This window comes from Streptomyces sp. NPDC045022 (genome assembly GCF_056432605.1).
On record NZ_JBWKIR010000008.1, the window covers coordinates 68,477 to 94,623 of the forward strand.

23 protein-coding genes are annotated in these 26,147 nt (G+C 70.6%); 8 read left to right on the plus strand and 15 right to left on the minus strand.

All coding sequences use genetic code 11. The annotated features are described in order from the left end of the window. Positions 1–319: 319 nt before the first annotated feature. The 3 genes from AC07C1_RS16585 (at position 320) to AC07C1_RS16595 (ending at position 4,201) form a co-directional block, all read left to right on the plus strand. The gene (locus AC07C1_RS16585; RefSeq protein WP_478939579.1) at positions 320–1,645 is read left to right on the plus strand and encodes a PhoH family protein; all 1,326 of its coding nucleotides are present in this window, start codon (positions 320–322) and stop codon (positions 1,643–1,645) included. Positions 1,646–2,022: 377 nt separating this feature from the next. Continuing rightward, entirely contained in the window at positions 2,023–2,748 is a 726-nt protein-coding gene (locus AC07C1_RS16590; protein ID WP_478939581.1) for an aggregation-promoting factor C-terminal-like domain-containing protein, read from the plus strand. 139 nt (positions 2,749–2,887) lie between these two features. Next, positions 2,888–4,201, plus strand: coding sequence for an AI-2E family transporter (locus tag AC07C1_RS16595; protein WP_478939583.1), 1,314 nt, complete (start codon positions 2,888–2,890; stop codon positions 4,199–4,201). A 21-nt stretch (positions 4,202–4,222) separates the two neighbouring features. Here AC07C1_RS16595 and AC07C1_RS16600 read toward each other — a convergent pair whose 3' ends face one another. Then, complete coding sequence (locus AC07C1_RS16600; RefSeq protein ID WP_478939584.1) at positions 4,223–4,756, minus strand: alkyl hydroperoxide reductase; 534 nt, start codon at positions 4,754–4,756, stop codon at positions 4,223–4,225. Between the two features lie 3 nt (positions 4,757–4,759). Then, positions 4,760–5,314 (minus strand): peroxiredoxin, encoded by a 555-nt coding sequence (locus tag AC07C1_RS16605; protein ID WP_478939586.1) that lies wholly within the window; start codon positions 5,312–5,314, stop codon positions 4,760–4,762. 133 nt (positions 5,315–5,447) lie between these two features. Between AC07C1_RS16605 and AC07C1_RS16610 the strand changes: the two genes are divergently transcribed. Then, positions 5,448–6,401 carry a LysR substrate-binding domain-containing protein gene (locus AC07C1_RS16610; RefSeq protein ID WP_478939588.1) on the plus strand — a complete coding sequence of 318 codons (954 nt, stop codon included), beginning with the start codon at positions 5,448–5,450 and terminating at the stop codon, positions 6,399–6,401. A gap of 80 nt (positions 6,402–6,481) precedes the next feature. Here AC07C1_RS16610 and AC07C1_RS16615 read toward each other — a convergent pair whose 3' ends face one another. From AC07C1_RS16615 to AC07C1_RS16635, 5 genes are all read right to left on the minus strand, one after another. Next, on the minus strand, positions 6,482–8,815 hold the full coding sequence (locus AC07C1_RS16615; protein WP_478939590.1) for an ABC transporter permease: 2,334 nt from the start codon (positions 8,813–8,815) through the stop codon (positions 6,482–6,484). After that, positions 8,812–9,507: an ABC transporter ATP-binding protein gene (locus tag AC07C1_RS16620; protein WP_478939591.1), complete on the minus strand. Its 696-nt coding sequence runs from the start codon at positions 9,505–9,507 to the stop codon at positions 8,812–8,814. Before AC07C1_RS16620 ends, AC07C1_RS16615 begins: the two co-directional genes overlap by 4 nt. Further along, positions 9,504–10,028 (minus strand): PadR family transcriptional regulator, encoded by a 525-nt coding sequence (locus tag AC07C1_RS16625; protein ID WP_478939593.1) that lies wholly within the window; start codon positions 10,026–10,028, stop codon positions 9,504–9,506. The genes AC07C1_RS16620 and AC07C1_RS16625 overlap by 4 nt, the downstream gene beginning before the upstream one ends. Positions 10,029–10,122: 94 nt before the next feature. Further along, a complete protein-coding gene (locus AC07C1_RS16630) occupies positions 10,123–10,356 on the minus strand; it encodes a type II toxin-antitoxin system antitoxin (RefSeq protein ID WP_478939595.1) in 234 nt (77 codons plus the stop codon). Then, the gene (locus AC07C1_RS16635; protein ID WP_478939597.1) at positions 10,353–11,312 is read right to left on the minus strand and encodes an SPFH domain-containing protein; all 960 of its coding nucleotides are present in this window, start codon (positions 11,310–11,312) and stop codon (positions 10,353–10,355) included. The genes AC07C1_RS16630 and AC07C1_RS16635 overlap by 4 nt, the downstream gene beginning before the upstream one ends. A 229-nt stretch (positions 11,313–11,541) precedes the next feature. On the opposite strand from AC07C1_RS16635, the gene AC07C1_RS16640 reads away from it, so the two are divergent. Next, on the plus strand, positions 11,542–13,956 hold the full coding sequence (locus tag AC07C1_RS16640) for a transglycosylase domain-containing protein (RefSeq protein ID WP_478939599.1): 2,415 nt from the start codon (positions 11,542–11,544) through the stop codon (positions 13,954–13,956). Between the two features lie 65 nt (positions 13,957–14,021). Here AC07C1_RS16640 and AC07C1_RS16645 read toward each other — a convergent pair whose 3' ends face one another. The 4 genes from AC07C1_RS16645 to AC07C1_RS16660 all read right to left on the minus strand — a co-directional run bounded on the left by AC07C1_RS16645 (position 14,022) and on the right by AC07C1_RS16660 (position 20,477). After that, complete coding sequence (locus AC07C1_RS16645; RefSeq protein WP_478939601.1) at positions 14,022–16,115, minus strand: SpoIIE family protein phosphatase; 2,094 nt, start codon at positions 16,113–16,115, stop codon at positions 14,022–14,024. A gap of 295 nt (positions 16,116–16,410) precedes the next feature. Next, positions 16,411–17,100, minus strand: coding sequence for a cytidylyl-2-hydroxypropylphosphonate hydrolase (gene fomD / locus AC07C1_RS16650; protein WP_478939603.1), 690 nt, complete (start codon positions 17,098–17,100; stop codon positions 16,411–16,413). Positions 17,101–17,184: 84 nt separating this feature from the next. Next, positions 17,185–18,582 (minus strand): class II fumarate hydratase, encoded by a 1,398-nt coding sequence (locus tag AC07C1_RS16655; protein WP_478939605.1) that lies wholly within the window; start codon positions 18,580–18,582, stop codon positions 17,185–17,187. Positions 18,583–18,806: 224 nt separating this feature from the next. Continuing rightward, a complete protein-coding gene (locus AC07C1_RS16660) occupies positions 18,807–20,477 on the minus strand; it encodes a fumarate hydratase (RefSeq protein WP_478939607.1) in 1,671 nt (556 codons plus the stop codon). 167 nt (positions 20,478–20,644) lie between these two features. On the opposite strand from AC07C1_RS16660, the gene AC07C1_RS16665 reads away from it, so the two are divergent. Both AC07C1_RS16665 and AC07C1_RS16670 read left to right on the plus strand, forming a co-directional pair. Beyond that, complete coding sequence (locus AC07C1_RS16665; RefSeq protein WP_478939609.1) at positions 20,645–21,346, plus strand: DUF1707 SHOCT-like domain-containing protein; 702 nt, start codon at positions 20,645–20,647, stop codon at positions 21,344–21,346. Between the two features lie 174 nt (positions 21,347–21,520). After that, positions 21,521–21,895 carry a WhiB family transcriptional regulator gene (locus tag AC07C1_RS16670; RefSeq protein WP_478939611.1) on the plus strand — a complete coding sequence of 125 codons (375 nt, stop codon included), beginning with the start codon at positions 21,521–21,523 and terminating at the stop codon, positions 21,893–21,895. A gap of 158 nt (positions 21,896–22,053) precedes the next feature. Here the strand turns inward: AC07C1_RS16670 and glpX are convergent, their stop codons facing one another. After that, entirely contained in the window at positions 22,054–23,088 is a 1,035-nt protein-coding gene (glpX, locus tag AC07C1_RS16675; RefSeq protein WP_478939612.1) for a class II fructose-bisphosphatase, read from the minus strand. Positions 23,089–23,216: 128 nt separating this feature from the next. On the opposite strand from glpX, the gene AC07C1_RS16680 reads away from it, so the two are divergent. Then, a complete protein-coding gene (locus AC07C1_RS16680) occupies positions 23,217–23,744 on the plus strand; it encodes a DUF4245 domain-containing protein (RefSeq protein ID WP_478939614.1) in 528 nt (175 codons plus the stop codon). Between the two features lie 74 nt (positions 23,745–23,818). On the opposite strand, the gene AC07C1_RS16685 is transcribed toward AC07C1_RS16680, so the two are convergent. The 3 genes from AC07C1_RS16685 to xseA form a co-directional block, all read right to left on the minus strand. Beyond that, on the minus strand, positions 23,819–24,409 hold the full coding sequence (locus AC07C1_RS16685; RefSeq protein ID WP_478939615.1) for a malonic semialdehyde reductase: 591 nt from the start codon (positions 24,407–24,409) through the stop codon (positions 23,819–23,821). Positions 24,410–24,545: 136 nt separating this feature from the next. After that, positions 24,546–24,770 carry an exodeoxyribonuclease VII small subunit gene (locus tag AC07C1_RS16690; protein ID WP_478939617.1) on the minus strand — a complete coding sequence of 75 codons (225 nt, stop codon included), beginning with the start codon at positions 24,768–24,770 and terminating at the stop codon, positions 24,546–24,548. Further along, the gene (gene xseA / locus AC07C1_RS16695) at positions 24,767–25,975 is read right to left on the minus strand and encodes an exodeoxyribonuclease VII large subunit (protein ID WP_478939619.1); all 1,209 of its coding nucleotides are present in this window, start codon (positions 25,973–25,975) and stop codon (positions 24,767–24,769) included. The genes AC07C1_RS16690 and xseA overlap by 4 nt, the downstream gene beginning before the upstream one ends. Positions 25,976–26,147: the final 172 nt, after the last annotated feature.

Below are 26,147 nucleotides of genomic sequence, written 5' to 3' on the forward strand. Positions count from 1 at the left end.
CGGTTCGGGCGGAAGTAACAAGGAGTTCACCGGTGCGCCGTTGGCTGCTTCTGCATGGCGGCGCGAGTTAGAGGGCATAAGGCAAGCAGGTCGACACCCGAACCACGGGTGTCGGATCTCAGCGGGCGGCAGGGGTCGTCCGCCCGGGAGGCCCTTTGCACCAGCCCGACCGTGCGGTCACCGCACGGAAGCAGCCGCGGAGGGCCGGTATCCGGCCCGCCCTGCGCGGGGGCCGGGGACCGGCCGCAATGCTCCCGCCCTCCCGGCCCGGCTTCCACCTCGTCGCTCCCCGACCTCATCCGAGGGGGTACGTCCTTCCGTGGTGACCAGCGCAAAGCGCCACAAGCCAGACCGGCGCACCTATGTTCTCGACACCAGCGTCCTGCTGGCCGATCCGAACGCCCTGACCCGCTTCGACGAGCACGAGGTCGTGCTCCCCATCGTCGTGGTCACGGAACTGGAGGCCAAGCGGCACCATCCGGAACTCGGCTACTTCGCCCGACAGGCCCTGCGCCTGCTGGACGACTACCGGGTGAAGAACGGTCGCCTCGACGCCCCCATCCCGATCGGGGAACTCGGCGGAACGGTCCGTGTCGAGCTCAACCACTCGGACCCCAGCGTGCTGCCCAGTGGCTACCGCCTGGGGGACAACGACTCCCGCATCCTCGCGGTGGCCCGCAATCTGCAGGCCGAGGGGTTCGACGTCACCGTCGTGTCGAAGGACCTGCCCCTGCGGATCAAGGCATCGTCCGTGGGCCTGCTGGCCGAGGAGTACCGGGCCGAACTGGCCATCACGGAGAACTCCGGCTGGACCGGGATGTCCGAACTGGTGCTCTCCGGGGAGCAGGTGGACCTCCTCTTCGAGGAAGGGCACGTGCACGTCCCGGAGGTCTCCGACCTCCCCGTGCACACCGGCCTGACCATCCAGTCCGAGCGCGGCAAGGCGCTCGGCCGGATCTCCGCCGAGGGCAATGTCCGCCTGGTGCGCGGCGACCGGGAGGCGTTCGGCATCAAGGGCCGCAGCGCCGAACAGCGCATCGCGCTCGACCTGCTGCTCGACCCGGACATCGGCATCGTCTCGATGGGCGGCCGGGCCGGCACCGGCAAGTCGGCGCTGGCGCTGTGCGCGGGCCTGGAGGCGGTCCTGGAGCGCCGCCAGCACCAGAAGGTGATGGTCTTCCGGCCGCTGTACGCGGTCGGCGGGCAGGAGTTGGGCTATCTGCCGGGCAGTGAGGCGGAGAAGATGAGCCCGTGGGCGCAGGCCGTCTTCGACACCCTCTCGGCGGTCACCAGCCGGGAGGTCATCGAGGAGGTCACCTCGCGCGGGATGCTGGAGGTGCTCCCGCTCACGCACATCCGCGGCCGCTCGCTGCACGACGCGTTCGTGATCGTGGACGAGGCGCAGTCCCTCGAGCGGAATGTCCTGCTGACCGTTCTGTCCCGCATCGGCGCCAATTCACGGGTCGTTCTGACCCATGACGTGGCACAGCGGGACAATCTGCGCGTCGGGCGCTACGACGGTGTGGTGGCCGTCGTGGAGAAGCTGAAGGGGCACCCGCTCTTCGCGCACGTCACGCTGACTCGGTCCGAGAGGTCCCAGATCGCCGCCCTTGTGACCGAAATGCTTGAGGAAGGGCATATCTGAGCTGAATCAGCGCAGTTGGCGCCGTCCGGCAAAGGCCATGAGCCTAGCGGGGCGGCGCCTTCGCGTGTGCCGGTTTCCTGAAATCACGCGGGCGAAACGGGATGTGAGCTTTCACACGTGACTCAGAATTGCCACCGCCGTCCGGTTACGGCAGAGTCTCAGTCCTGTCAGGCCCCGCATACGGCACACGTGTACCCCCAGCGGTACGGCACCACAGCAGCATCACCAACTCCATAGCGCCGCCGTATGCCGCCCGAGCACCACGCGGCGCTCCCCTCGGGGGAGTTGCCCACCGGGCCCGTGCCTCCCGTGACCCCGCAGTTGGGAGGCCAGTGCCAGGGGCACGATTGCGTCCGCCAGGGTCACCGAAGCGGGCGATGCTGGAAGGAAACCGTGTGAGCCGGATTTCGGTCCGGGGATTCGCAGTGGCCTCGGCCACCGCGGTCACCGCTGTCGGAAGCGTCGTCGGTGTTGCCTCGGGCAGCACCGCGCAGCCCAACGACGCCGAGGCGACGGCAGCCGACACCACGCTTCTCGCGGACATACCCGCGGGTCAGCAGGCGCAGGTACAGACCGCGTCCCTGACGCAGCAGGCCGACGCACAGGCCATCGCCGCGGACACGAGCGCCAAGAAGGACGCCGAGGCAGCAGCCCGCAAGGCCGCCGCCGAGACTGCGATCGCGAAGAAGGACGCCGCTGAGAAGGCGGCGGCCAAGGCGGCCGAGGCGGCCAAGGAGCGCGCCGAGACGAAGGCAGCGGCCAGCCGCGACGACGTCCGCGACTCCTCCAGCTTCCCGGCCCAGGGCAGCTACACCGTGGCGCAGATCCAGGCGATGGCGCGTCAGATGGTGGGCGCCGGCCAGTTCCAGTGCTTCAGCAACATCGTGGACCACGAGTCCAGCTGGAACTACCACGCGGTCAACGCCTCCTCCGGCGCCTACGGCCTCTTCCAGGCCCTGCCTGGTTCCAAGATGTCCTCCGCCGGTGCCGACTGGCAGACCAACCCGGCGACCCAGATCAAGTGGGGCCTCAGCTACATGAACAGCCGCTACGGCAGCCCCTGCCAGGCGTGGTCGTTCTGGCAGGCCAACCACTGGTACTAGGCAGCTCGGTTCCGCTCGATCTTGCGCAGCCCCTCCCCGTTCCCAGGGGAGGGGCTTTCGCCCTGTACGGTCGTATCCGAACGGCTCCCCGGGGGGAGTGGTGGCCAGCACCCGGGGACGCGGGGGAAGAGGACGGATCATGTCGCGAGTGCCAGGGTGGCTCGGTCGGCTCGGGGCCGGCCTCACCGAGATGAGTGAGCGCCTGAACGAGCGCCGTGCCGAGGTGGCGAAGGAGCACGCCGAGTCCGAACCGGCCGACGCGCCTGCGGCCGCCGCCCCGGCGCCGCCGGCCCGACGGCCCGCGCCGCCGGCCGGTCCCCGCCCCGACCCCGCCGAGGCCGTGCCCTGGGGTGTCCGGGTCGCGGCCGAGGCCGGCTGGCGCCTGCTGGTCCTCGCCGGCACCGTGTGGGTTCTGATGCGGGTCATCAGCGCCGTCCAGCTGGTGGTGTTCACCTTCGTCATCGCCCTGCTGGTCACCGCGCTGCTGCAGCCGACGGTCGCCCGGCTCACCCGCCGGGGGGTGCCGCGGGGCCCGGCCACCGCGCTCACCGCCATCAGCGGGTTCGTCGTCATCGGCCTGATGGGCTGGTTCGTGACCTGGCAGGTCATGGAGAACATCGACACGCTCTCCAGCCAGATCCAGAACGGCATCGACGACCTGCGCAACTGGCTGCTGAAGAGCCCCTTCCACGTCACCGACAAGCAGATCAACCAGATCGCCAAGAACCTCCGCGAGGCGATCGGCGCCAACGCCGACCAGATAACGTCCGCGGGCCTGGAGGGCGTTCAGGTCATCGTCGAGGCCCTGACCGGCATCCTGCTGGTGTTCTTCTCGACGCTGTTCCTGCTCTACGACGGTGAGCGCATCTGGCAGTGGTTCCTGCGGCTGGTGCCCTCCGCCGCCCGCCCGGGCGTGGCCGGCGCCGGCCCGCGTGCCTGGCGCACCCTGACCGCCTACGTCCGCGGCACGGTCCTGGTCGCCCTCATCGACGCGATCTTCATCGGCATCGGCATCTACTTCCTCGACGTGCCGATGGCCGTCCCGCTGGCCGTCTTCATCTTCCTGTTCTCCTTCATCCCCCTGGTCGGCGCGGTCGCCTCGGGTGCGCTGGCGGTGATCGTGGCGCTCGTCACCCAGGGCGTCTTCACGGCGGTCATGACCCTCTTGGTCGTCCTCGCGGTCCAGCAGATCGAGGGCCACGTCCTGCAGCCGTTCATCCTCGGCCGCGCGGTCCGCGTCCACCCGCTGGCGGTCGTACTGACGGTGGCGGCCGGCGGCATGGTGGCCGGCATCGGCGGCGCGGTGGTGGCCGTACCGCTGGTGGCGGTGACGAACACGGTGGTGGGGTATCTGCGGCAGTACTCGCTGGGTATCCAGGAGCAGCACAGCTCGGCGGAGCCCGCGGACGAGGCCGGGCCGGAGAACGCGGAAGACCCCGCCCACCAGGAGTGAGCGGGGTCCCGGCGAAACGGCCTACTCGGCCAGCACGGCCTCGGCGTCGAGGGTGACGCCGACCGCCTGAACCACAGAGGCGATCTTGAACGCCTCCTGGATCACCTCGCGCTCCACGCCGGCCTTGCGCAGCACCTGCTCGTGCGAGTCAAGGCACATGCCACAGCCGTTGATCGCGGAGACCGCGAAGGACCACAGCTCGAAGTCGGCCTTGTCCACGCCCGGGTTGCCGATGACGTTCATCCGCAGACCCGCGCGCAGGGTGCCGTACTCGTGGTCGGACAGCAGGTGCCGGGTGCGGTAGAAGACGTTGTTCATCGCCATCACCGCGGCGGCGGCCTTGGCGGCCGTGTACGCCTCCGGCGTCAGGTTCGCCTTCGCCTCCGGCTCCAGCTCACGCAGCACGATCGGGGACCGGGAGGCGATCGCGGTCGCCAGCACCGTGCCCCACAGCTGCTGCGCCGGCAGCTCGGAGTTGCCGATGACCGAGCCCAGGTTGAGCTTCAGGTCCTTGGCGTAGTCCGGGACGCGGGACTTCAGGGAGTCGAGCGACATGGGTCACTCACCAGCCAGCAGCGCGACCGGGTCGAGGGTGTCCTCACCCTTGCTCCAGTTGCACGGGCACAGCTCGTCGGTCTGCAGGGCGTCCAGGACCCGCAGGACCTCCTTGGGGTTACGGCCCACGGAACCGGCGGTGACCATGGTGAACTGGATCTCACGGTTCGGGTCGACGACGAAGACGGCGCGCTGCGCGAAGCCGTCCTCCCCCTCGATGCCGAGGTCGCGCATCAGCTCGTGCTTGGAGTCGGCCATCATCGGGAAGGGCAGGTCGGTCAGGTCCGGGTGGTCCTTGCGCCAGGCGTGGTGGACGAACTCGGAGTCACCGGAGAAGCCGAGGATCTGGGCGTCGCGGTCGGCGAACTCGTCGTTCAGCTTCCCGAACGCGGCGATCTCGGTCGGGCAGACGAAGGTGAAGTCCTTCGGCCATGCGAACACGACCAGCCACTTGCCCTCGTAGGACTTGTGGTGGATCTGCTCGAACTCCTGGCCCTTCTCCAGCGAGACGCAGGCGGTCAGTTCGAACTCGGGGAACTTGTCACCGACAGTGAGCACAGGCTCTCCTTGCAGCGAAGAAACACCCCTTTTGAGGGTCTTTCCCATGGGTTGGACGTTGACGATGTTGGCACAGGGTGGATTGATTAGGGAAATAGCTACACTCGGTCATGTTGATCGGAGGTAGTTATCAGTGACCATCAGTAACGGCAAGCGGAGGCAGCCGAGCCTCGCGCAGCTGCGTGCCTTCGCCGCCGTCGCCGAGCATCTGCACTTCCGGGACGCGGCCGCCGCCATCGGCATGAGCCAGCCCGCCCTGTCCGGCGCGGTCTCGGCGCTGGAGGAGACCCTCGGGGTGACCCTCCTCGAGCGTACGACCCGCAAGGTGCTGCTCTCGCCCGCGGGGGAGCGCCTCGCCGTCCGGGCGAAGGCGGTGCTGGAGGCGGTCGGGGCACTGCTGGAGGAGGCCGAGGCGGTCCGGGCGCCCTTCACGGGGGCGCTGCGGCTCGGGGTCATCCCGACCGTCGCGCCGTATCTGCTGCCCACCGTGCTGCGGCTGGTGCACGAACGGTACCCGCACCTCGACCTGCAGGTGCACGAGGAGCAGACCGCCAACCTGATCGACGGCCTGAACTCCGGCCGGCTCGACCTGTTGTTGCTGGCGGTGCCGCTGGGTGTGCCGGGAATCGTGGAACTCCCCCTGTTCGACGAGGACTTCGTGCTCGTCACCCCGCTCGACCACTGGCTCGGCGGCCGCGAGGGCATCCCGCGCGAGGCACTGAAGGAACTCAACCTGCTGCTCCTGGACGAGGGACACTGCCTGCGCGACCAGGCCCTGGACATCTGCCGGGAGGCCGGCCGGGAGGACGCGCCGGTCACCACCACGGCCGCCGGCCTGTCCACACTGGTCCAGCTCGTCGCGGGCGGTCTCGGCTGCACCCTGCTCCCGCGCACCGCAATGAAGTTGGAGACCACCCGCAGCAGTCAGCTCCTCACCGGCTACTTCGCCGAGCCCGCGCCCAGTCGCCGTGTCGCCCTGGCGATGCGGGCGGGAGCGGCGCGCGGCGCGGAGTACGAAGAGCTGGCGGCGGCCCTGCGCGAGGCCCTGCGTTCACTGCCGGTGCGGGTGCTGGAGCAGGACGCCTGAAGGGCCCCTCCCGGCGGGAAGGGCCCCTCCCGGCGGGAAGGGCCCCTCCCGGCGGGAAGGGCCCCTGGCGCACCACGCCGTTACTCCGTACGCAGCCCCTCCGGCCGCATCATCCGCAGCAGGGGCGGCAGGCTGAGCAGGGTGACGGTGAGGACCACCGCCGCGCCGGCGCCGGTCATGGACAGCACGCTCGCCCAGTCGACGGTCACCGGGGTGGCCGCCATCTTCAGCAGCACCGCGCCGAGGGCGAGGCCCACCGCCGAGGCCAGCAGCAGGCCGAGGGTGATCGGGACGGCCGTCTGCCAGAGCACCGACAGGCCCAGCGTGCGGCGCCGGGTGCCGAAGGCGACCAGCGCCGACAGCAGCTTGCGCCGCTCCCGCAACTGCTCCAGCTGGGAGACCAGCAGGCTCGCCCCGATCAGCGCCAGTACCCCGATCGCGCCGACGAACAGGCCGGTGCGCAGGGAGGTGTACCTGGAGAACTGTTCGGTCGACGCCCAGTTCCAGGCGTTGGAGAGCGGGTCGATCCGCGCGGCCGTGTTCCGCACATACTCCTCCGCGTCCGGCACCGACGGGTCGAGGCGGACGTAGACCTGGCTGTACAGCGTCGGCACGGCCTGCGTGGGCAGTACGGACGGGGTGACCAGCAGACCGCTGATGGAACCCTGCAGCGAGTCCTTGCGGGGGGTCGCCCGGCGCGTGCCGGCCGGTACCGTCCAGGGCAGCTCCCGGCCGTGGTTGGCAGCCGAGTAGGTCGGGTCGAGGAAGGCGTGCCGGCCCGGTCGCAGCAGCGCGCGCAGGGCGGGGTTGTCGTCCTCGCCGGACACCACGAACGCGTCGCCGTCCCGGCAGGACGGCAGATGGGCCAGCTCACGCAGCGCGGCGCAGTCACCGGCGACGACACTCGCCGTCGTGTCCGGGTCGCGGCGCTTGTCGCCGAGCGACCCGGTGGACGTCGCCACCACCGCCCGTACGCCCTTGGTGCCGGCGAAGTCCCGGCCCACGAGCGACATACGGGGCTGGTCGGGCAGGTCGATCTCCATCTGCGCCCGGTGGGGGTCCCGGCCGGTGTCCTTGGTGTACTGGCTCTCCACGCCCGCGAACAGCATCTGCAGCGCGATCGCCCCGGCCACCGCCACCGCGATGCCGTTGACCATGCGGGCCGCTGTACCGCTGCTCAACTGCAGCCGTCGCACAGCCAGTTGCCAGGACACCGCACCGGCTCCGAGCCGGACGACGACTGCCTCCACGAGCCACGGCAGCAGCGCGGTCACACCGACCAGCAGCAGCATCACACCGCCGACGACCAGGTACTGGTTGAAGTCGCCGTGCGAGCGGCCGTTGCCGATCATCGGGTACAGCATCGCCAGGCCCGCCAACGGCAGCAGCAGCCGCCACCACAGGCGGCGCCGGGCCTGCTTGGCCGCGCGCACCACCCCGAGGGGTTCGACGACCACCCCCCGCATGGCGAACAGCGTCACCAGCACGGCGGCCGACGGGACCGCCACCGCGACCAGGGCCACCAGCGCAGGGGAGGGGTTCAGATAGCTGGGGAAGAAACTCTCGCCCAGCACCTCGACGGAGCCGGCCGCCTGCCGCCCGATCAGGAAGAACACGGTACCCACGACCAGCCCGAGCAGCGCCCCGGCCAGCGCCTCGCCCGCCGCGATCCGCCGGGTCATCCGGCTGTCGGAACCCACCAGTCGCAGCGCGGCCAGCCGGCGGTCGCGCCGCTCGCCGCCGAACCGTACGGCCGCGGCGATGAAGACGGCGACCGGCATCAGCAGCGCGACGAAGACGACCAGCATCATCAGGATCAGCACCGGGTCGGCCCGTTCGGTCGTCGGGTGCGGATCACCGAACGCGGTCAGCCGCACCACACGCGTGCTGTCCGGCGTCGCCTTCAGCCCCCTCTTACCGGCGTAGTAGACGAGTTCGTGCGAGCCGATCAGCCCGGCCTCGCCGATCGTCCCGGTGATCCGGTAAGCGAGACGCTCGCGCAGCAGCTTCGCCCCGTCCGAGGAGAGCAACTCCTTCAGCGCGGGTGAGACGACCATCTCGCCGTCCGCCGGGAAGCGGCCCACACCGGGCGGCAGCGGCGCACGCGGCCCCTCGGGGTCAAGGAGCCGGCCACGGATGTCCTTGGAATGCCACAGAGTGTCGGCCGAACCGACCAGCACCGTGTTGTCGCCCTTCCGCGGCATGGCCGCGCCGAACGTGACGTCCTGACGAGCCTCCTCGCGCTGGTGCCGCACGCTCAGCACATGGGGCAGCGCCGTCGTCAGCAGCAACAGGGCCACGCCCAGGCCGACGCCGACCGCCGTCAGCAGCATCCGGACCCAGCCCTCGCGCCCGCCCGTGACGGCGAACCGGACCCCCATGCCCAGATCCCTGGACCACTGCCGCAGGTTCATATCGCCCGCTCCATGTCCCGGGACCTGCCGTCGCGTACGACGATCTCCCGGTCGGAGTAGGCGGCCACCCGGGCCTCGTGCGTGACCAGCACGACGGCCGCGTTGGTGGAGCGGGCCGCGTCGGTCAGCAGCTCCATCACGCGCTCGCCGTTGAGGGAGTCCAGCGCGCCGGTCGGCTCGTCGGCGAACAGCACCCGCGGCCCGGTGACCAGCGCCCGCGCCACCGCGACGCGCTGCCCCTGGCCGCCGGAGACCTCGCCGGGCCGCTTGCCCTTGAGGTCGTCCACCTCCAGGCGCTCCATCCAGCCGAGCGCGGCCCGCTCGGCCTCCTTGCGGGAGGTGCCGTTCAGCCTGAGCGGCAGGGCCACGTTCTCCACGCAGGTCAGCTCGGGGACGAGCTGGCCGAACTGGAAGACGAACCCGAACTCGCTGCGGCGCAGCGCGCTGCGCTCGGCGTCGCGCATGGTCGCCAGCTCGCGGCCGGCGTAGGTGATCGAGCCGGAGTCGGGCGGCACGATGCCGGCGAGGCAGTGCAGCAGCGTCGACTTGCCGGAGCCGGAGGGGCCCATCACGGCGACGACCTCACCGGGGTGGATGGAGAACCCGGCGCCGTCGAGGGCGACCGTCGGGCCGTAGGCCTTGCGCAGGTTCTCGGCGGTGAGCAGGGAGCCGGGAGGGGGAACGCTGGTCATTCGGTCACCGCCGTACGGAGCTTGTCCAGGCGCGCCGCGGTCAGTTCCAGCCAGCGCACGTCGGCCTCCAGGTGGAACAGGGCGTGGTCGCAGATCAGCTGGTCTGCGAGATCGCCCTTGCGCTTGCGGTCGGTCAGGATCCGCATGCTGCGCAGGTGTTCGGCGCGCTGGGTGTCCAGGATGTCGGCCGCGTTCCGGTGGGTGAGGAGCGCGAGGACGACCTTGGTGTAGAGGGTCGACTGGAGGTACTCCTCCGGCTTCTCCGGGGTGGCGAGCCAGCGCTCCACATCGGTGACGCCGGCGTCGGTGATGGCGTACCGCTTGCGCTCGGGGCCGCCGCCCGCCTCGATCCCGTCGACTTCCACGAGGCCGTGCTTCAGCAGCCGGGACATCGTGGAGTAGACCTGGCCGTAGTGCAGCGGCCGGTCGTGACCGAACTTCTCGTCGAAGGCCCGCTTGAGGTCGTAGCCGTGGCGCGGGCCGGACTCCAGGAGTCCTAGGAGGGTGTGACCGATGGACATGCCGACCACACTACACACGGTGTATACGCGGGGTGTATACGCCGAGTGTGGAGATCATGGCAGGGCGTACACTCTCGCAGGTGGAGGCCTATTGTCACTGTTCCGATACAGGCGGCCGTCCCCTGCGGGGCAGCGGTCCGGTGTCCTTCGGCAGGCGTCCCGCCTCGGCCAGCGCCCTGCGCAGCAGGAACTCGATCTGTGCGTTTGCCGACCGCAGTTCGTCCCCGGCCCACCGGGCGAGCGCCTCGTACACCGACGGGTCCAGCCGCAGCAGCACCTGCTTGCGCTGCTGCGGTCGGCGCTTCGGAGCCTCCGGAGAGTCCGTCACTGGTAAAGCGTCCCGGTGTTGAGGACCGGCTGCGGGGCCCGGTCACCGCACAGCACCACCATCAGGTTCGACACCATCGCCGCCTTCCGTTCCTCGTCCAGCTCCACGATGTCCCGCTCGGCGATCCGGGCGAGTGCCGCCTCGACCATTCCGACGGCACCGTCCACGATCTGCCGGCGGGCCGCGACGACCGCCCCCGCCTGCTGCCGCTGGAGCATTGCCGAGGCGATCTCGGGAGCGTACGCGAGGTGCGTGAAGCGTGACTCGACGATCCGTACCCCGGCCGCCTCCACCCGCGCCTGCAGTTCGACGGCCAGCTTCTCGGTGATCTCCTCGGCGTTGCCACGCAGCGACAGGCCGTCCTCGTCGTGCGCGTCGTACGGGTACTCGATCGCGATGTGCCGTACGGCCGTCTCGGTCTGCGTGGCGACGAACTCGACGTAGTCGTCCACCTCGAAGACCGCCTGGGCGGTGTCCTGGACCTTCCAGACCACGACCGCGGCCAGCTCGATCGGGTTGCCGTAGGCGTCGTTGACCTTGAGGACGGCGGTCTCGTGGTTGCGCACCCGGGTGGAGATCTTCGTCCGGGAGGTGAAGGGGTTCACCCAGCGCAGGCCGTCCTGCCGGATCGTGCCCCGGTAGCGCCCGAAGAGCTGCACGACCCGCGCCTCGCCGGGGGCGACGGTGTTCAGGCCGCGCATCCCCATGACCGCGGCGAGGAAGACGAGCACGCCGGCTATGACCAGCCCGGCCTTGGCGCCGGCGACGGAGATCGCGGCGGCGGCGGCGAACAGCGCGCCGGCGGCGCCGAGGCCGATCAGTCCGAGCAGCAGGGCGAGCCCGCCGCCGATGCTGTGCGCGGGGAACTCCCGCACTCGCGGGGCGGGCATCTCGGGCACGTCGGCGGTGGCGGCCGCCTCCTGGGCGGGGTCGGGCGCGGGGTCGGGTGCGGACATGGGTGATCCCCCGTTCTCGGTGGCGCCCATCCGGAGCGCCTAGCTTCGTTCTAGCTAAGAGATATCACTTTAATCTGTCAAGCAACCTTACGGCGCTCATATCCGTCGGTTCCCTTGGGGCGGGTGCTGATTGTCACGTCCGTAAAAGAGCGGATCGGACGCCCTTTGTCATATAGACGGGTGTTAGCTTTCGGAGCTGACCCCCAGACGGAAGCGAGCGTAGGGACCCATGGGACGAGCGGAAGAAAGACGAGCGCGGCAGCGCGGTGGCCACCGCGCGGCGCCCAAGCGCCGCCGCTCCGCACCCACGGCCGGCAGCGCACCCACCGCGGCCGGTACCGCGTCCACCGCGGCCGGTACCGCGTCCACCGCGGCCGGTACCGCGTCCACCGCGGCCGGCGGCAAGCCCGCCAAGAGCCTCATACGCCGGATATTCAGCTGGAAGAAGATCCTCGGGACCTTCTTCGGGGTGTGCCTGCTGGGCATAGCGGCCTTCATCGGCCTCTACCTGTACGTGGACGTCCCCGAGGGCAACGCCGCCGCACAACGGCAGAGCAACGTCTACAAGTTCAGCGACGGAACGGTCCTGGCCCGCGACGGCAAGGTCAACCGGGAGATCGTCGACCTGTCCAGGGTGCCGCGCGAGGTCCAGCTGACCTTCGTCGCGGCGGAGAACAAGAGCTTCTACCACGACGCCGGAGTCGACTTCAAAGGCACCGCCCGCGGCCTGCTCAACACGCTGGCCGGCAAGGGCAAGCAGGGCGGTTCGACGATCACCCAGCAGTACGTCAAGAACTACTACCTCAACCAGGACCAGACCGTCACGCGCAAGCTGAAGGAACTGGTCATCTCGTTGAAGGTGGACCGCGAGAAGTCCAAGGACGACATCCTCGCCGGCTACATCAACACCAGCTACTACGGCCGCAACGCCTACGGCATCCAGGCCGCCGCGCAGGCCTACTACCACGTCGACGCCGAAAAGCTCTCGGTCCAGCAGGGCGCCTACCTGGCCTCCCTGCTGCAGGCGCCCAGCCAGTACGACTGGGCGGTCGCCACGCCCACCGGCAAGCGGCTGGTCCAGGAACGCTGGAACTACGTCCTGAACAACATGGTCGAGGAGCACTGGCTGCCCAAGGCGAAGCGCGACGAGATGAAGTTCCCGAAGCCCAAGGAGCCCAAGGGCGCCCCGGGCCTCGGCGGGCAGAAGGGCTACCTCGTCGAGCTGGCCAACCAGCAGCTGGAGCGGCAGCTGATGGACCAGGAGGGGCTGAGCCAGGGCCAGGCGGAGAACGCGGTCATCGGCCAGGGCTGGACCATCACCCTCAATGTCGACCGCAAGAAGCAGGCCGCCCTGGAGCAGGCCGTCAAGTCGGAGCTGACGAGCAGGCTCGACAAGAAGAAGCGCAAGGTCGACCGCGACGTCCAGGCCGGTGCCGTCTCCGTCGATCCCAAGACGGGCAAGATCCTCGCGCTGTACGGCGGCGTGGACTATTACAAGCACTACTACAGCAACGCCACCCGCACGGACTACCAGCCGGCCTCGACGTTCAAGCCGGTCATCCTCGCCGCCGCGCTGGAGCAGGACGCCACCACGCAGGACGGCAAGCCGATCACCGCCGACACGATCTACGACGGCACCAGCCGCCGCCAGGTGCTGGACCACGGCTCCAGGGTCGGCTTCGCCCCGCCGAACGAGGACAACCAGGACTACGACAAGATCACCGTCCAGAACGCGATGAACGCGTCCGTGAACTCCGTCTTCGCGCAGATGGGCGTGGACGTCGGCATGGACAAGGTCATGGGCACGGCGAACAAGCTCGGCATGGACACCAAGGGCATGCAGGCCGTACCGGCGCAGACGCTGGGCTCCATGGGCGCCAGCCCGCTGGAGATGGCCGGGATCTACGCCACCCTCGACAACCACGGCTACAAGGTCACCCCGACCCTCATCAAGTCCGCCGAGACCAAGGGCCGTTCCGTGCACATGCCGGACCCCGTCGGCGGTTCGGTGCTCAGCAGGACGGCCGCCGACACGGTGACCTCCGTGCTCACCGGCGTGGTCGACGACGGCACGGCCAAGATCTCGGTGGCGAGCAACCCGCTGCGCAACGGCCGGCAGGTGGCGGGCAAGACGGGTACGTCCGACTGCAACCGCTCGGCCTGGTTCACCGGATACACGCCCGACCTGGTCACCTCCGTCGGTCTGTTCGGCGAGGCGGACAAGGCCGGCGGCACCGGCTGTGACGGCGTACCGATCAAGAAGGGCGCCCATGTGTCGCTGAAGGGCGCGATGGGCGGCGGCCGAGTGAACGGTGGCGGACCCCCGGCGAAGATCTGGGCCGCGTACACCTTCGGCGTGACGGACAAGTCCAGGTTCGATCTGAACACCACCCAGGGCGCGGCCGTCGAGCCGACCCCGAGCTGGACGAAGCCGTCCTCCCCCACGCCGTCCCCGACGCCGTCGCAGACGCCGAGCAGCGAGCCGCCGACATCCCAGTCGGCGTCGCCGACGCCGTCCCAGACCCCGTCGCAGACGCCGTCGCAGACCCCGTCGCAGACGCCGTCCCCCACTCCCACCACCGGGCCGCCGACGGCTCCCGTCACGGAGGACCCGCTCGATCCCCAGAGCGACTTCAACCAGTAGACGCGCGCAAGAAGGGGCGCCCGGATTCCTCCGGGCGCCCCTTCGCCGTCGTCACGCGGCGGGACTCAGCCCCGGTTCAGCTCGAACCAGACCACCTTGCCGGTGCTCAGCCGGGTCGCGCCCCAGCGCCGGGCCAGCCTGTTGACCAGATACAGACCCCGCCCGCCCTCGTCCGTGGCCCGAGCCTGCCGCAGACGCGGCAGCTGCGGCACGTCGTCGCCGACCTCGCAGCGCAGCACGTCCGTGCGCAGCAGGCGCAGCGTCACCGGCCGGGACGCGTACCGTACGGCGTTCGTCACGACCTCGCTGACCAGCAGCTCCACCGAGTCCGTCAGGTCCTCCAGGTCCCAGCGGGCGAGCGCGCGCCGGGCCAGCCGACGGGCCTGGCCGGGGGCGGAGTCCTCGGGCTCCAGCGTCCAGTACGCGACATCGCTCGGCGCGATCCCGTCGAAGCGAGCCGCGAGCAGCGCGATGTCGTCGTCCCGGTCGCCCGGGCCCAGCATGTCCAGCACCTCGTCGCACAGCGCTTCCAGCGGCGGTGGATGGTCCGGCCCGGTCAGCTGCGCGGTCGCGGCGAGCTTCTCCCGCAACTGCTCTATCCCGGTCCACACGTCCCGCAGCCGGGACTCCACCAGCCCGTCCGTGTACAGGAGCAGGGTGGCCCCGGCCGGCGCGTCCAGCTCGACCGCCTCGAAGTCGACCCCGCCGACCCCGATCGGCGCGCCCGGCGGCACCCGCAGCACCTCGGCCCGCCCGCCCAGGTGCAGCAGCACGGGCGGCGGATGGCCGGCGTTGGCGATGGTGATGCGGTGCGTGACCGGGTCGTAGACCGCGTACAGGCAGGTCGCCATGCGGTCGGTGCCCAGGCGCTGCGCCTGCTCGTCCAGGTGGTGCAGCACCTCCTGCGGCGGCAGGTCGAGCCCGGCCAGCGTCTGGGCCGTCGTACGCAGCTGGCCCATGATCGCCGCCGACGTCATGGAGTGGCCCATGACGTCACCGACCACCAGCGCGACCCGGCTGCCGGGCAGCGGGATCGCGTCGTACCAGTCGCCGCCGACCCGCGCGGTCTCCGCGGCCGGCAGATACCGGGAGGCCAGCCGCACACCCGTCGGGCGGGGCAGGGTCTCGGGCAGCATGGTGCGCTGCAGCTCGTCCGCGATGTAGGCCTCCCGGCCGTACAGCACCGCCTTGTCGATGCCGAGCGCGCTGTGCGTGGCCAGCTGCGCGGCCACCAGCAGATCGTCCGCCTCGAACGCCGGCCGCTCCGGGCGGCGCAGGAACAGGGCCGCGCCGATCACCCGGCGCCGGCCGCGCAGCGGCGCGAGGATCGCGTGCCGCCCCTCCGGTACGACCGCCTCGCCGCCCTCGCCGAGCAGCTCGGGCAACGCGGCCCGGGCGGCGGGCGCGTCGGCGAACACCGGCCGCACCCCGCGCAGCACCTCGTTCAGGGCACCGCCGGGACGCACCTCGCACAGCTCGGTCGTCAGCGCGGACAGATCCGCCAGCGCGGTCGGCTCCGGCTCCGGCTCGAAGGCCGCCGGCAGCAGCACCCCGTCGGTGTCCCGCTCCTCCGGTATGCGGTCGGTCCGGCGCAGCCGCAGCACCACCGGTCCGGTGGGCCGCTCGTCACCGACCGGCAGCGGGTCGCGCAGATAGACCAGGATCGCGTCCGAGAAGGTCGGCACGGTGGCCCGGCACAGCCCCATCACGATCTCGTCCAGGTCGAGCCCGCGGGCGATCCGCCGGGTGGCCGCGCCGACGAAACGCAGCCGGTCACCGTCACGCCGCATGGGCATCGGCCGCCCAGGTGGCAACCCCCGCCCGGTACGGCGTTCCGGACCGCCCGGCGCCCGCTCCTGCTCGGCACCGGGCTGGGGCGGAATGGCCTCCGGCGCCGGGCGCGGGCGGTGTGCGCCGGGTTCGGCGGTGGCGGGCTGGGAGTGCTCGGGGCCGTCGACTGGGGGCTCCTTTCCCTTGCCGTCCTTTCCCTTGCCACAGGGCGTGGCCGTCCCCGGGCCGGAGGGCGTCCCGTCGGCCCGGGCCTGCACCGGTAACCCCGAGCTGCCGGGCGGTTTCGGGGTACGCAAGAGCGCCCCGCGGGCCTCCGCGGGGTCGCCGCCCGGCTGGGGGCGCTCGAAGGAGGTGGGCTGCTCCGTCACGCGTGTCGCATCCATCCGTCCGGGGCTGCGCGCCGGGCGCGCAGTCGGTCCCGCAGAAATCCCGATACCCGCAATACGTGCCCCAGGAACGGAATTCCCGCATGCTCAGCGGTTGTCGCCGTGCCACCGGCGGGGCCGTGGCGGCCGGCGGTGGTGTTCCCCTGGTACCCCTCGCTCACGTCCTGCCGCCCCTCGGTGACGATCGGTCAAGCCCGGCGCATGCTCCGGGAGTTGCACTAACGCGCCCTTGCGGAGGACGATCCTACGTTTCTTGCCTGGGGGCGCATCAAGGGTCTCATGAGGACACGTGCGCGGGGGTACGGTCCCAGTCATCGGGAAGTGACGGTACCGCCCAGGACGGGTCCGGGCGCCAGCGCGGCCAGCCGTCCGGGAACGGCGACTCCCAGGCCTCGATGACCGCCACCGCGTCACGCCCGGCCGCACGCACCCGCTCGGCGGTCGCCTCGTCCATCAGCCCGTCCCGCTGGGCCTGCGCGAACTCGTCCTCGTCCCGCCAGTGCCATGTGCGGTCCGGGTGCACGGAGATGTCCAGGAAGTAGTCCTCGGAGTCCACCCCGCCCGACCAACGGGACAGGGGCTGCTCGAGGTTGACGTACCAGTTCTTGAACCGCCAGCCCGGCTCCCAGAACAGCCACACCGACCAGGGCCGGCCGGGCTCGGCGAGCTTCAGCACACCCGTGCCGAACCACCGGTCCCGCTGGACCGCGCGCGGCTTGGTGTAGCGGGACTCCAGCGGCTCCAGGTGCACGGGGGTGCCGTCGGCCAGGACCGGCCGCAGGCACTCGGTGCCGGGCGCCAGCCACACCGCGAGCAGCTCCGCGTCGTCGCGTACGACGGTGACGGGCCGGGCGATGTGGACGTGCTCGCCGGCGTTCTCCCGGTAGCGCCACAGGATCTGCGTTCCGGGGGTCCAGTACGTGGCAGGTCCCGCTTCCACTCGTGTCACCGCTCCGTCGTCCGTCATGCACAGATATTAGGTGCCGTAGGCATACGACGCTGCGGTGCGTGTCACGGTTGTACAGCGGTGGCCGGAAAGGTTCGCTCGCGGTTACGGGCGTGTCATCCGCAGGACATCCAGGGCCTCGTCGAGCTGCTCCAGCGTCAGATCGCCGCGCTCCACGTACCCGCTCTCCAGGACGACCTCGCGGATCGTCCTGCGCTCCGCGAGGGACTTCTTGGCGACCTTCGCGGCCTCCTCGTAGCCGATGTACTTGTTGAGCGGGGTGACCACGGAGGGGGAGGACTCGGCGTACTCGCGGGCGCGTTCGCGGTCCGCGGTGATGCCGTCGACGGTCCGGTCGGCCAGCAGCCGCGAGGCGTTGGCGAGCAGCCGCACGGATTCCAGCACGTTCTTGGCGATGACCGGAAGCATCACGTTCAGTTCGAAGTTCCCGGCGGCACCGGCGGTGGTGATGGTGGCGTCGTTGCCGATGACCTGCGCGGCGACCATCAGCACGGCCTCGGGGACGACCGGGTTGACCTTGCCCGGCATGATCGACGAGCCGGGCTGGAGGTCGGGCAGCCGGATCTCGGCGAGACCGGTGCGCGGCCCGGAGGACATCCAGCGCAGATCGTTGGCGATCTTCGTCAGGCCGACGGCGATGGTCTTGAGCTGGCCGCTGGCCTCCACGATCCCGTCCCGGGCGCCCTGCGCCTCGAAGTGGTCGCGGGCCTCGGTGAGCGGCAGCCCGGTGGTCCGGGCGACCTCCTCGATGACGGCGGCGGAGAACCCCGGCGGGGTGTTGATGCCGGTACCGACCGCCGTGCCGCCGAGCGGCAGCTCCGCCAGCCGGGGCAGCGAGGCGCGCAACCGCTCTACGCCGTACCGCACCTGGGCCGCATACCCGCCGAACTCCTGCCCGAGCGTCACCGGCGTCGCGTCCATCAGATGCGTCCGGCCGGACTTCACCACGTCGGCGAACTCCCCGGACTTGCGCTCGAGGGAGGCGGCGAGGTGCTCGAGTGCCGGGACCAGGTCATGGGTGACCGCGGCGGTGGCCGCGATGTGGATGGAGGACGGGAAGACGTCGTTGGACGACTGCGAGGCGTTGACGTGGTCGTTGGGGTGCACGTCCCGGCCGAGCCGCTCGGTGGCGAGGGTGGCGATGACCTCGTTGGCGTTCATGTTGGAGGAGGTCCCCGAGCCCGTCTGGAACACGTCCACCGGGAAGTGCTCGTCCCACTTCCCCGCGGCGACCTCGCCGGCCGCCTCCTGGATCGCCTCCGCGACCTCCTTGTCCAGCACCCCGAGTTCGGCGTTCACCTTCGCCGCGGCCGCCTTGACGCGCGCCAGCGCCTCGATGTGGGCCCGCTCGATCCGCTGCCCGGAGACGGGGAAGTTCTCGACGGCACGCTGGGTCTGCGCCCGCCACTTGGCATGGGCCGGGACCCGGACCTCGCCCATCGAGTCGTGCTCGATCCGGTACTGCGGCTCTTCGGTCGTCATCGTCGTACCTCCGAAAACGTGAGCACTTGTCGTGGCGCCCGTATTCCCATCTAACTACCCGCCAGTACACACCGGCGGTGACACCCGCTCCGGGGAGGCGTCACGCAACGCGCCGGATCCAGGATCGGATGCACGGCCGTCGCCGTCGCGGCAGCCGCCACCGTGAGACGACGAGAGCCCCCGGCCGCTCGGGCCAGGGGCTCTGCACGGGTACCGCTACCGGGTCAGCCGAGGCCGGGCCCGCGCACCGGGATCGACGTGAACGTCGGCTGTGGGGCGGGGTCCTGGAAGAAGTCGTTGCCCTTGTCGTCCACCACGATGAACGCCGGGAAGTCCTCGACCTCGATCTTCCAGACGGCCTCCATGCCCAGCTCCTCGTACTCGAGGACCTCGACCTTCTTGATGCAGTCCTGGGCGAGGCGGGCGGCCGGGCCGCCGATGGAGCCGAGGTAGAAGCCGCCGTGGGCGTCGCACGCGTCGGTGACCTGCTTGCTGCGGTTGCCCTTGGCGAGCATCACCTTCGAGCCGCCCGCCGCCTGGAACTGCTCGACGTAGGAGTCCATGCGGCCGGCCGTCGTCGGGCCGAAGGAGCCGGAGGCGTAGCCCTCGGGGGTCTTCGCCGGGCCCGCGTAGTACACCGGGTGGTCCTTCAGGTACTGCGGCATCTCCTCGCCCGCGTCCAGCCGCTCCTTGATCTTGGCGTGCGCGATGTCACGCGCCACCACCAGCGGGCCGGTCAGGGACAGGCGGGTCTTCACCGGGTACTTCGTCAGCTCGGCGAGGATCGTGTCCATCGGCTGGTTGAGGTCGATCTTCACGACGTCGCCGGCCTCGTCGAGGTGCTCGTCCGTGGTCTCCGGCAGGAAGCGCGCCGGGTCCTTCTCCAGCTGCTCCAGGAAGACGCCCTCGGCGGTGATCTTCGCGACGGCCTGGCGGTCGGCCGAGCAGGACACGGCGATGGCGACCGGGCAGGAGGCACCGTGGCGGGGCAGGCGGATCACGCGGACGTCATGGCAGAAGTACTTGCCGCCGAACTGCGCGCCGATGCCGATCTTCTGCGTCAGCTCGAAGACCTTCTCCTCCAGCTCCTCGTCCCGGAAGCCGTGTCCGAGCGGCGAGCCCTCGGTCGGGGCGTTGTCCAGGTAGTGCGCGGAGGCGTACTTCGCGGTCTTCAGCGCGTACTCGGCGCTCGTGCCGCCGACGACGATCGCCAGGTGGTACGGCGGGCAGGCGGCCGTACCCAGGGAACGGATCTTCTCCTCCAGGAACTTCATCATGGAGGCCTCGTTCAGGACGGCCTTCGTCTCCTGGTACAGGAAGGACTTGTTGGCCGAGCCGCCGCCCTTCGCCATGAACAGGAACTTGTACGCGCCGCCGTCGGTCGCGTACAGCTCGACCTGGGCCGGCAGGTTGGAGCCGGTGTTCTTCTCCTCCCACATGGTGAGCGGGGCCATCTGCGAGTAGCGCAGGTTCAGCTTGGTGTAGGCGTCGTAGATGCCGTGCGAGAGGTGCTTCTCGTCCTCGCCCTCGGTGAGGACGTTCTGCCCGCGCTTGCCCATGACGATCGCCGTGCCGGTGTCCTGGCACATCGGCAGCACACCGGCCGCCGCGATGTTGGCGTTCTTCAGCAGGTCCAGGGCGACGAACTTGTCGTTGCCCGAGGCCTCGGGGTCGTCGATGATGCGGCGCAGCTGCGCCAGGTGGGCCGGGCGCAGGTAGTGCTGGATGTCGTGGATGGCCTCCTCGGCCAGCTTGCGCAGCGCCTCCGGCTCCACCTTGAGGAACGTCCGCCCGTCCGGTCCCTCGACGGTGGACACACCCTCCGAGGTCACCAGCCGGTAGGGGGTGGTGTCCTCGCCCTGGGGGAGCAGATCGGTGTACGCGAACTCAGGCATCGCAGCCCATTCCTCACTCTGACGGACGGCGCCCGCCGACGCTGGCGGGCCTCACCAGCCTAGAACCTGCCGTCGGCACGGAAGCTGTGAGGTAAGGCTCAGTTCGACACGCCCGGGGTTCTCCACACCCCTAGTCGCGATCTATCGCGTTTCGGTACGCTGCTGCGGTGGACCTTCAGAAGCCCGCCCCCATCCAGGACGCCGGACCGCGCGTCTCCGAACTGCGCGCCTCGGACGCCGACCGCGACCGGGTCGCCGACATCCTCCGTGAGGCCCTCGCCGAGGGCCGGCTGACCGCCGACGAGCACGCCGAGCGCGTCGAGGGAGTGCTGCACGCCAAGACGGTGGGGGAGCTGGAGGTCTTCATCCGTGACCTGCCCGCCGCCCACCGGCAGTCCGCCGCCCCCGCCTACGCGCCGGTACCACCGCGCCCCGCTCCGGGCGTGATACCGGCCGAGGCGGATGCCAGCGTGGTGGCCGTGTTCAGCAGCGCCGTGCGCCGGGGCCGCTGGCGCGCCGGCCGCCGCCTGCACGCGTACGCGGTCTTCGGCAGTGTCGAGATCGACCTCAGTGAGGCGGTCTTCGAGTACCAGCAGGTCGTGATCAAGGCCGTCTCGGTCTTCGGCGACGTACAGATCCGCGTCCCGGAGAACGTCTCGCTGCGCGGCACCGGTGGCGGGGTGCTGGGCAACTTCGAGGTGAGTCCGCTGGACTCGGCCGAGTCCGACGCCCCGGTCGTCTACGTCGACGGCTGGGCCGTCCTCGGCAACGTGGAGGCGCGGCCCAAGCGCGGCAAGCTGGTCGCCGACATCCTGGAGCGCGTGCAGGACAAGGTGGACCGGAAACTGCGCAAGCACCTGGACCTGTGACGGTCGCGGACCCGCCGGTGACCGGACGGGCCCGGTCCGTTCGGGGCACCGGCGCGGGGGCGTGAACGAGCCGCCGCGCGCCCGCGGTTGGAAACGCAGTGCATAGGCGTGCGCACAGCGGGTAGGCCTTGCTGCATCGTCTCTCGCTCGCGAAGCCGTCGTCAGGAGTAGACCGTGCTGCAACCGCCGCATTCGTCCCTGCAGGTAGCTGCTGTGCCGGCCCAGCGGGTGTCAGCGCGGGACAGGGACCAAGACGCCCCATGGCACACCGAGGCGGTGTGCCGGCGTGACGAGGCCGGCCTGTTCTTCGCCCCGTCGAAGGAGCCGACGGCCGCCCGGCTGTCCCGTGAGGAGGCGGCGAAGCGCGTCTGCGCCCGCTGCCCGGTCATGGTCGAGTGCCGCGAACACGCTCTCCTCCAGCCCGAGCCCTACGGCGTCTGGGGCGGCCTCACGGCAGCGGAACGCCGCGTGGTCCTGGCGAGGCGCCGCCGCCGGGAGATGGAACTGAAGAAGACGGCGAGGGCGACGGCGAACCGTATAGCCGGTTGAGCGGGTGAGGGGCGCCCTCTCCGCACAGAGGGCGCGTCCCTGCCCGAGGAGGCCCGAAGAGGCGCGGGGCTGTGTCTGACACGCGGCTCCGCCGCCTGGGCGCGTCCAGCCACGAATGACCTGCACGCGCCGACGATCCCGCGCCCCCCGTTCGGGCGCTACTTGGCCTTGTCGAAGTCGATCGCGCTGTAGGCCCGCAGCTTGCGCAGCCGGTGCTCGGAGTCGATCCGCCGTACCGTCCCCGACTTGGACCGCATCACGATCGACTCGGTCAGCGCGGTCTCGGAGCGGTACCGCACCCCGCGCAGCAGCTCACCGTCGGTGATGCCGGTCGCGACGAAGAAGACGTTCTCACCGGAGATCAGGTCGTCGGTGGTGAGCACCCGGTCCAGATCGTGCCCGGCGTCGATCGCCCGCTGCCGCTCCTCGTCGTCCTTCGGCCACAGCTTGCCCTGGATGGTGCCGCCCAGGCACTTCACGGCGCAGGCCGAGATGATGCCCTCGGGCGTGCCGCCGATGCCGAGCAGCAGGTCGACGCCGGTGCCCTCGCGCAGCGCGTACACCGAGCCGGCGACATCGCCGTCGGAGATCAGCTTGATGCGGGCGCCGGCCTCCCGGACCTCCCGGATCAGGCCCTCGTGCCGCGGCCGGTCCAGGATGACGACGGTGACGTCCTCCGGAGCGGACCGCTTGGCCTTGGCGATCCGGCGGATGTTCACCTCCACCGGCGCGTTGATGTCGACGAAGTCAGCGGCCTCGGGGCCGGTGACCAGCTTGTCCATGTAGAACACGGCGGACGGGTCGAACATGGCGCCGCGCTCGGCGGCGGCGAGGACGGCGATCGCGTTCGGCATGCCCTTGGCGGTCAGCGTGGTGCCGTCGATCGGGTCGACGGCGATGTCCACCTCGGGACCGGTGCCGTCGCCCACGTGCTCTCCGTTGAAGAGCATCGGGGCCTCGTCCTTCTCGCCCTCCCCGATGACGACGACACCGTTCATCGACACGGTGGAGACAAGGGTCCGCATGGCACGTACCGCGGCACCGTCGGCGCCGTTCTTGTCGCCGCGCCCCACCCAGCGGCCCGCTGCCATCGCGGCGGCTTCGGTCACCCGGACGAGTTCCAGGGCGAGGTTGCGGTCGGGAGCCTCGGAGGGAACATCGAGTTCGGACGGCAGGTGATGATTTTCGGTCATCGGAGCGCACCTTTCTGATACGACGACGGCCGGATGAGGGTCTTGGCCACCGACTCTATCGTTAGGCAGTCAAAATGAGCAGGGGGCCCCACGGATGAGCACATGGGGCACCTGCGACGATAGGGGGCGTGGCAGGTTCGAACGGTAAGCAGAAGACGGCCCGGGACATGATCCTCTCCCTGGTCCTCATCGGGATTGCGGCTGCGGTCGTCTACTTCCTCACTATCCCGCACGACGATCACGCTCCCGACCTCAAGCGGGTCGACTACCGGGTCGAGCTGCTCACGACGCGGCGCGCGGTGAGCTATCCGGTGGCCGCACCCGAAGGCCTGCCGAGTACCTGGAAGGCGACCTCCGTACGCTTCCAGGGCGAGAATCACGACCGCTGGCACCTGGGCTTCCAGACCCCGGACGGCGAGTACGTGCAGGTCGAGCAGTCCACGCAGAAGCCCGCCGAGCTCATCGACGATGCCAGCCAGGGCGCGTCGGCGACGAAGCGGACCGAGAAGATCGGCGACCGTACCTGGACCCGCTACACCGGCGGCCGCTACGACGCCCTCGTCCTGCGGGACACGCCCGGCTCCACGACGGTGGTGGCCGGCACGGCGTCCTTCGCCGAGCTGACGAAGATGGCGGCGGCGCTGAAGATGCAGTGAGAACCGCGTACGACAGAGACCCCCGGCGGCGCCGGGGGCCTCTTCGTGTGTCCGCGGTGGGTGTCCGCGGTGGCTCAGACGGTGGTGACGACGTCGTCGTACGCCAGTCGCGGCGAGCGCGGGTACCAGGCGTCCGGGCCCGGCTTGCCGATGTTGACGACCATCAGCGGGGTGTGGTCGTCGTCCAGGAACTCCTTGCGGACGCCCTCGAAATCGAAGCCGGTCATCGGGCCGGCGGCCAGGCCGGCGGCGCGGACGCCGACGACGAAGTAGGCGGCCTGCAGGGCGGCGTTCAGTGCCGCGGAGCCCTCACGGGCCGGGCGCTCGGCGAAGAAGACGTCCTTGGCCTGCGGGAAGGCCGGGAACAGGGCCGGCAGTTCCTGGTGGAACTCGTTGTCCGCGGACAGGATCGCGACCAGCGGGGCGGCGGCGGTCTTGGCCTGGTTGCCCTCGGCCATGTGCTGCACCAGGCGCTCGCGGGCCTCGGCGGAGCGGACCAGGGTGATGCGCAGCGGGGTCTGGTTGAAGGCGGTGGGACCGTACTTGACCAGGTCGTAGATCGCCTGGACCTGCTCGTCGGTCACGGGCTCGTCGGTGAAGGTGTTCGCGGTGCGGGCCTCGCGGAACAGCAGGTCCTGGGCGGCGGGGTCAAGAACGAGAGACATGCGTGACTTCCTCGTGTGCGCGTCCGGTCCGGGGCTGCCGGACCGGCTGACGCACCCGACCCTACGCGACATGAAGTTCAACCTTCAACAAAACCGGGGGTGTGGTGATCCGCTTCACAACTCCTAAGTGCCGCGGCTACTCGGCGTCCTCTTCCCCGGCCTCCTCGGCCAGCGCCGCGTCCAGCCGGGCCCGCGCCCCCTCCAGCCAGCGGCGGCACATCTTGGCCAGCTCCTCACCGCGTTCCCACAGCGCCAGGGACTCCTCCAGCGTCGTACCGCCCGCCTCCAGGCGCCGTACGACCTCGATCAACTCGTCCCGCGCCTGCTCGTACGAGAGCGCCTCGTCCACCTTGCTGGTCATTCGCCTGCCTTCACTGTGAATTCGCCACCGGCGACCCGGGCGCGCAGCGCCTCGCCCCGCGCGACCTCCTCCGGGTCCCGGACCACATGCCCGTCGGCCTTCTGCAGGACCGCGTAACCCCGCTTGAGCGTGGCCGCTGGGGAGAGGGCCACCACGCGCGCGTGGGTGTGTGTCAGCTCCGAGTCCGCGCGGTCCAGCAGATGCCCCAGGGTCCGCCGGCTCCGCTCGGTCAGGGACGCCACCTGATCGGCCCGTTCGTCGATCATCCGGTGCGGGTCCTCCATCGAGGGCCGGGCCAGCGCGTGCGCAAGGCCGCGCTCCTCCCGCTCCAGGAACGCGTTCATGCAGCGCCGGGTGCGGTCCCGCAGCATCCGCACCCGCTCGACCTCCTCGCCGACGTCCGGTACGACCTTCTTCGCCGCGTCGGTCGGGGTGGAGGCGCGCAGGTCGGCGACGTGGTCCAGGAGCGGGTTGTCCGGCTCGTGCCCGATCGCGGACACGACGGGCGTACGGCACTGCGCCACCGCCCGCACGAGCTGCTCGTCGGAGAAGGGCAGCAGGTCCTCCACGCTGCCGCCGCCGCGGGCGACGATGATGACGTCCACGTCGTCCATCTCGTCCAGCTCCTTCACCGCCTGGACGACCTGCGGGACGGCGTGCACGCCCTGCACGGGGACGTTGCGCACCTCGAAGCGGACGGCGGGCCAGCGGTGCCGGGCGTTCTCCAGCACGTCCCGCTCCGCGGCGGAGGCCCGCCCGCACACCAGGCCGATCAGCTGCGGCAGGAACGGCAGCGGCTTCTTCCGCTCCGGTGCGAACAGTCCCTCGGCCGCGAGCGCCTTCTTCAGCCGCTCGAGCCGTGCCAGCAGCTCACCGACGCCGACGGGCTTTATCTCGGCGGCTCTGAGTGACAGCTGGCCACGCGGGGCGTACCACTCGGGTTTCGCCAGGACGACGACGCGGGCGCCCTCGCCGACGACGTCCGCGACGGCGTCGAAGACCTGCCGGTAACAGGTCACGCTGACGGAGATGTCGTACGACGGGTCGCGCAGCGTCAGGAACACGACCCCCGCGCCGGGGCGCCGCGACAGCTGGGTGATCTGTCCCTCGACCCACACCGCCCCGAGCCGGTCGATCCAGCCCCCGATCATCCTGGACACCTCGCCGACGGGGAGCGGGGTGTCGGGGGACGTGTTCACAGCCATGCGGCGAGCCTAACGGCCGGTACCGACAGCGAGGCGCCGTTCGCCCGCGGCCCGTCCTCCGGGCGCGGGCACACCGTGGCCGGTCGCGCAGTTCCCCGCGCCCCTGGGGCACCGCGGAGGGCGGCACTCGCATCGCACCGGAGCCGGGGGAGCGCACGCCGTCGTGGCGGGG

Bases quoted from the DNA above. Each gene is read 5' to 3' on its own strand.
- AC07C1_RS16590 (WP_478939581.1), top strand. From the start codon at position 2,023: ATGCTGGAAGGAAACCGTGTGAGCCGGATTTCGGTCCGGGGATTCGCA.
- AC07C1_RS16595 (WP_478939583.1), top strand. From the start codon at position 2,888: ATGTCGCGAGTGCCAGGGTGGCTCGGTCGGCTCGGGGCCGGCCTCACC.
- AC07C1_RS16600 (WP_478939584.1), bottom strand. From the start codon at position 4,756: ATGTCGCTCGACTCCCTGAAGTCCCGCGTCCCGGACTACGCCAAGGAC.
- AC07C1_RS16615 (WP_478939590.1), bottom strand. From the start codon at position 8,815: ATGAACCTGCGGCAGTGGTCCAGGGATCTGGGCATGGGGGTCCGGTTC.
- AC07C1_RS16620 (WP_478939591.1), bottom strand. From the start codon at position 9,507: ATGACCAGCGTTCCCCCTCCCGGCTCCCTGCTCACCGCCGAGAACCTG.
- AC07C1_RS16625 (WP_478939593.1), bottom strand. From the start codon at position 10,028: ATGTCCATCGGTCACACCCTCCTAGGACTCCTGGAGTCCGGCCCGCGC.
- AC07C1_RS16635 (WP_478939597.1), bottom strand. From the start codon at position 11,312: ATGTCCGCACCCGACCCCGCGCCCGACCCCGCCCAGGAGGCGGCCGCC.
- AC07C1_RS16640 (WP_478939599.1), top strand. From the start codon at position 11,542: ATGGGACGAGCGGAAGAAAGACGAGCGCGGCAGCGCGGTGGCCACCGC.
- fomD (WP_478939603.1), bottom strand. From the start codon at position 17,100: ATGACGGACGACGGAGCGGTGACACGAGTGGAAGCGGGACCTGCCACG.
- AC07C1_RS16655 (WP_478939605.1), bottom strand. From the start codon at position 18,582: ATGACGACCGAAGAGCCGCAGTACCGGATCGAGCACGACTCGATGGGC.
- AC07C1_RS16660 (WP_478939607.1), bottom strand. From the start codon at position 20,477: ATGCCTGAGTTCGCGTACACCGATCTGCTCCCCCAGGGCGAGGACACC.
- glpX (WP_478939612.1), bottom strand. From the start codon at position 23,088: ATGACCGAAAATCATCACCTGCCGTCCGAACTCGATGTTCCCTCCGAG.
- AC07C1_RS16685 (WP_478939615.1), bottom strand. From the start codon at position 24,409: ATGTCTCTCGTTCTTGACCCCGCCGCCCAGGACCTGCTGTTCCGCGAG.
- AC07C1_RS16690 (WP_478939617.1), bottom strand. From the start codon at position 24,770: ATGACCAGCAAGGTGGACGAGGCGCTCTCGTACGAGCAGGCGCGGGAC.
- xseA (WP_478939619.1), bottom strand. From the start codon at position 25,975: ATGGCTGTGAACACGTCCCCCGACACCCCGCTCCCCGTCGGCGAGGTG.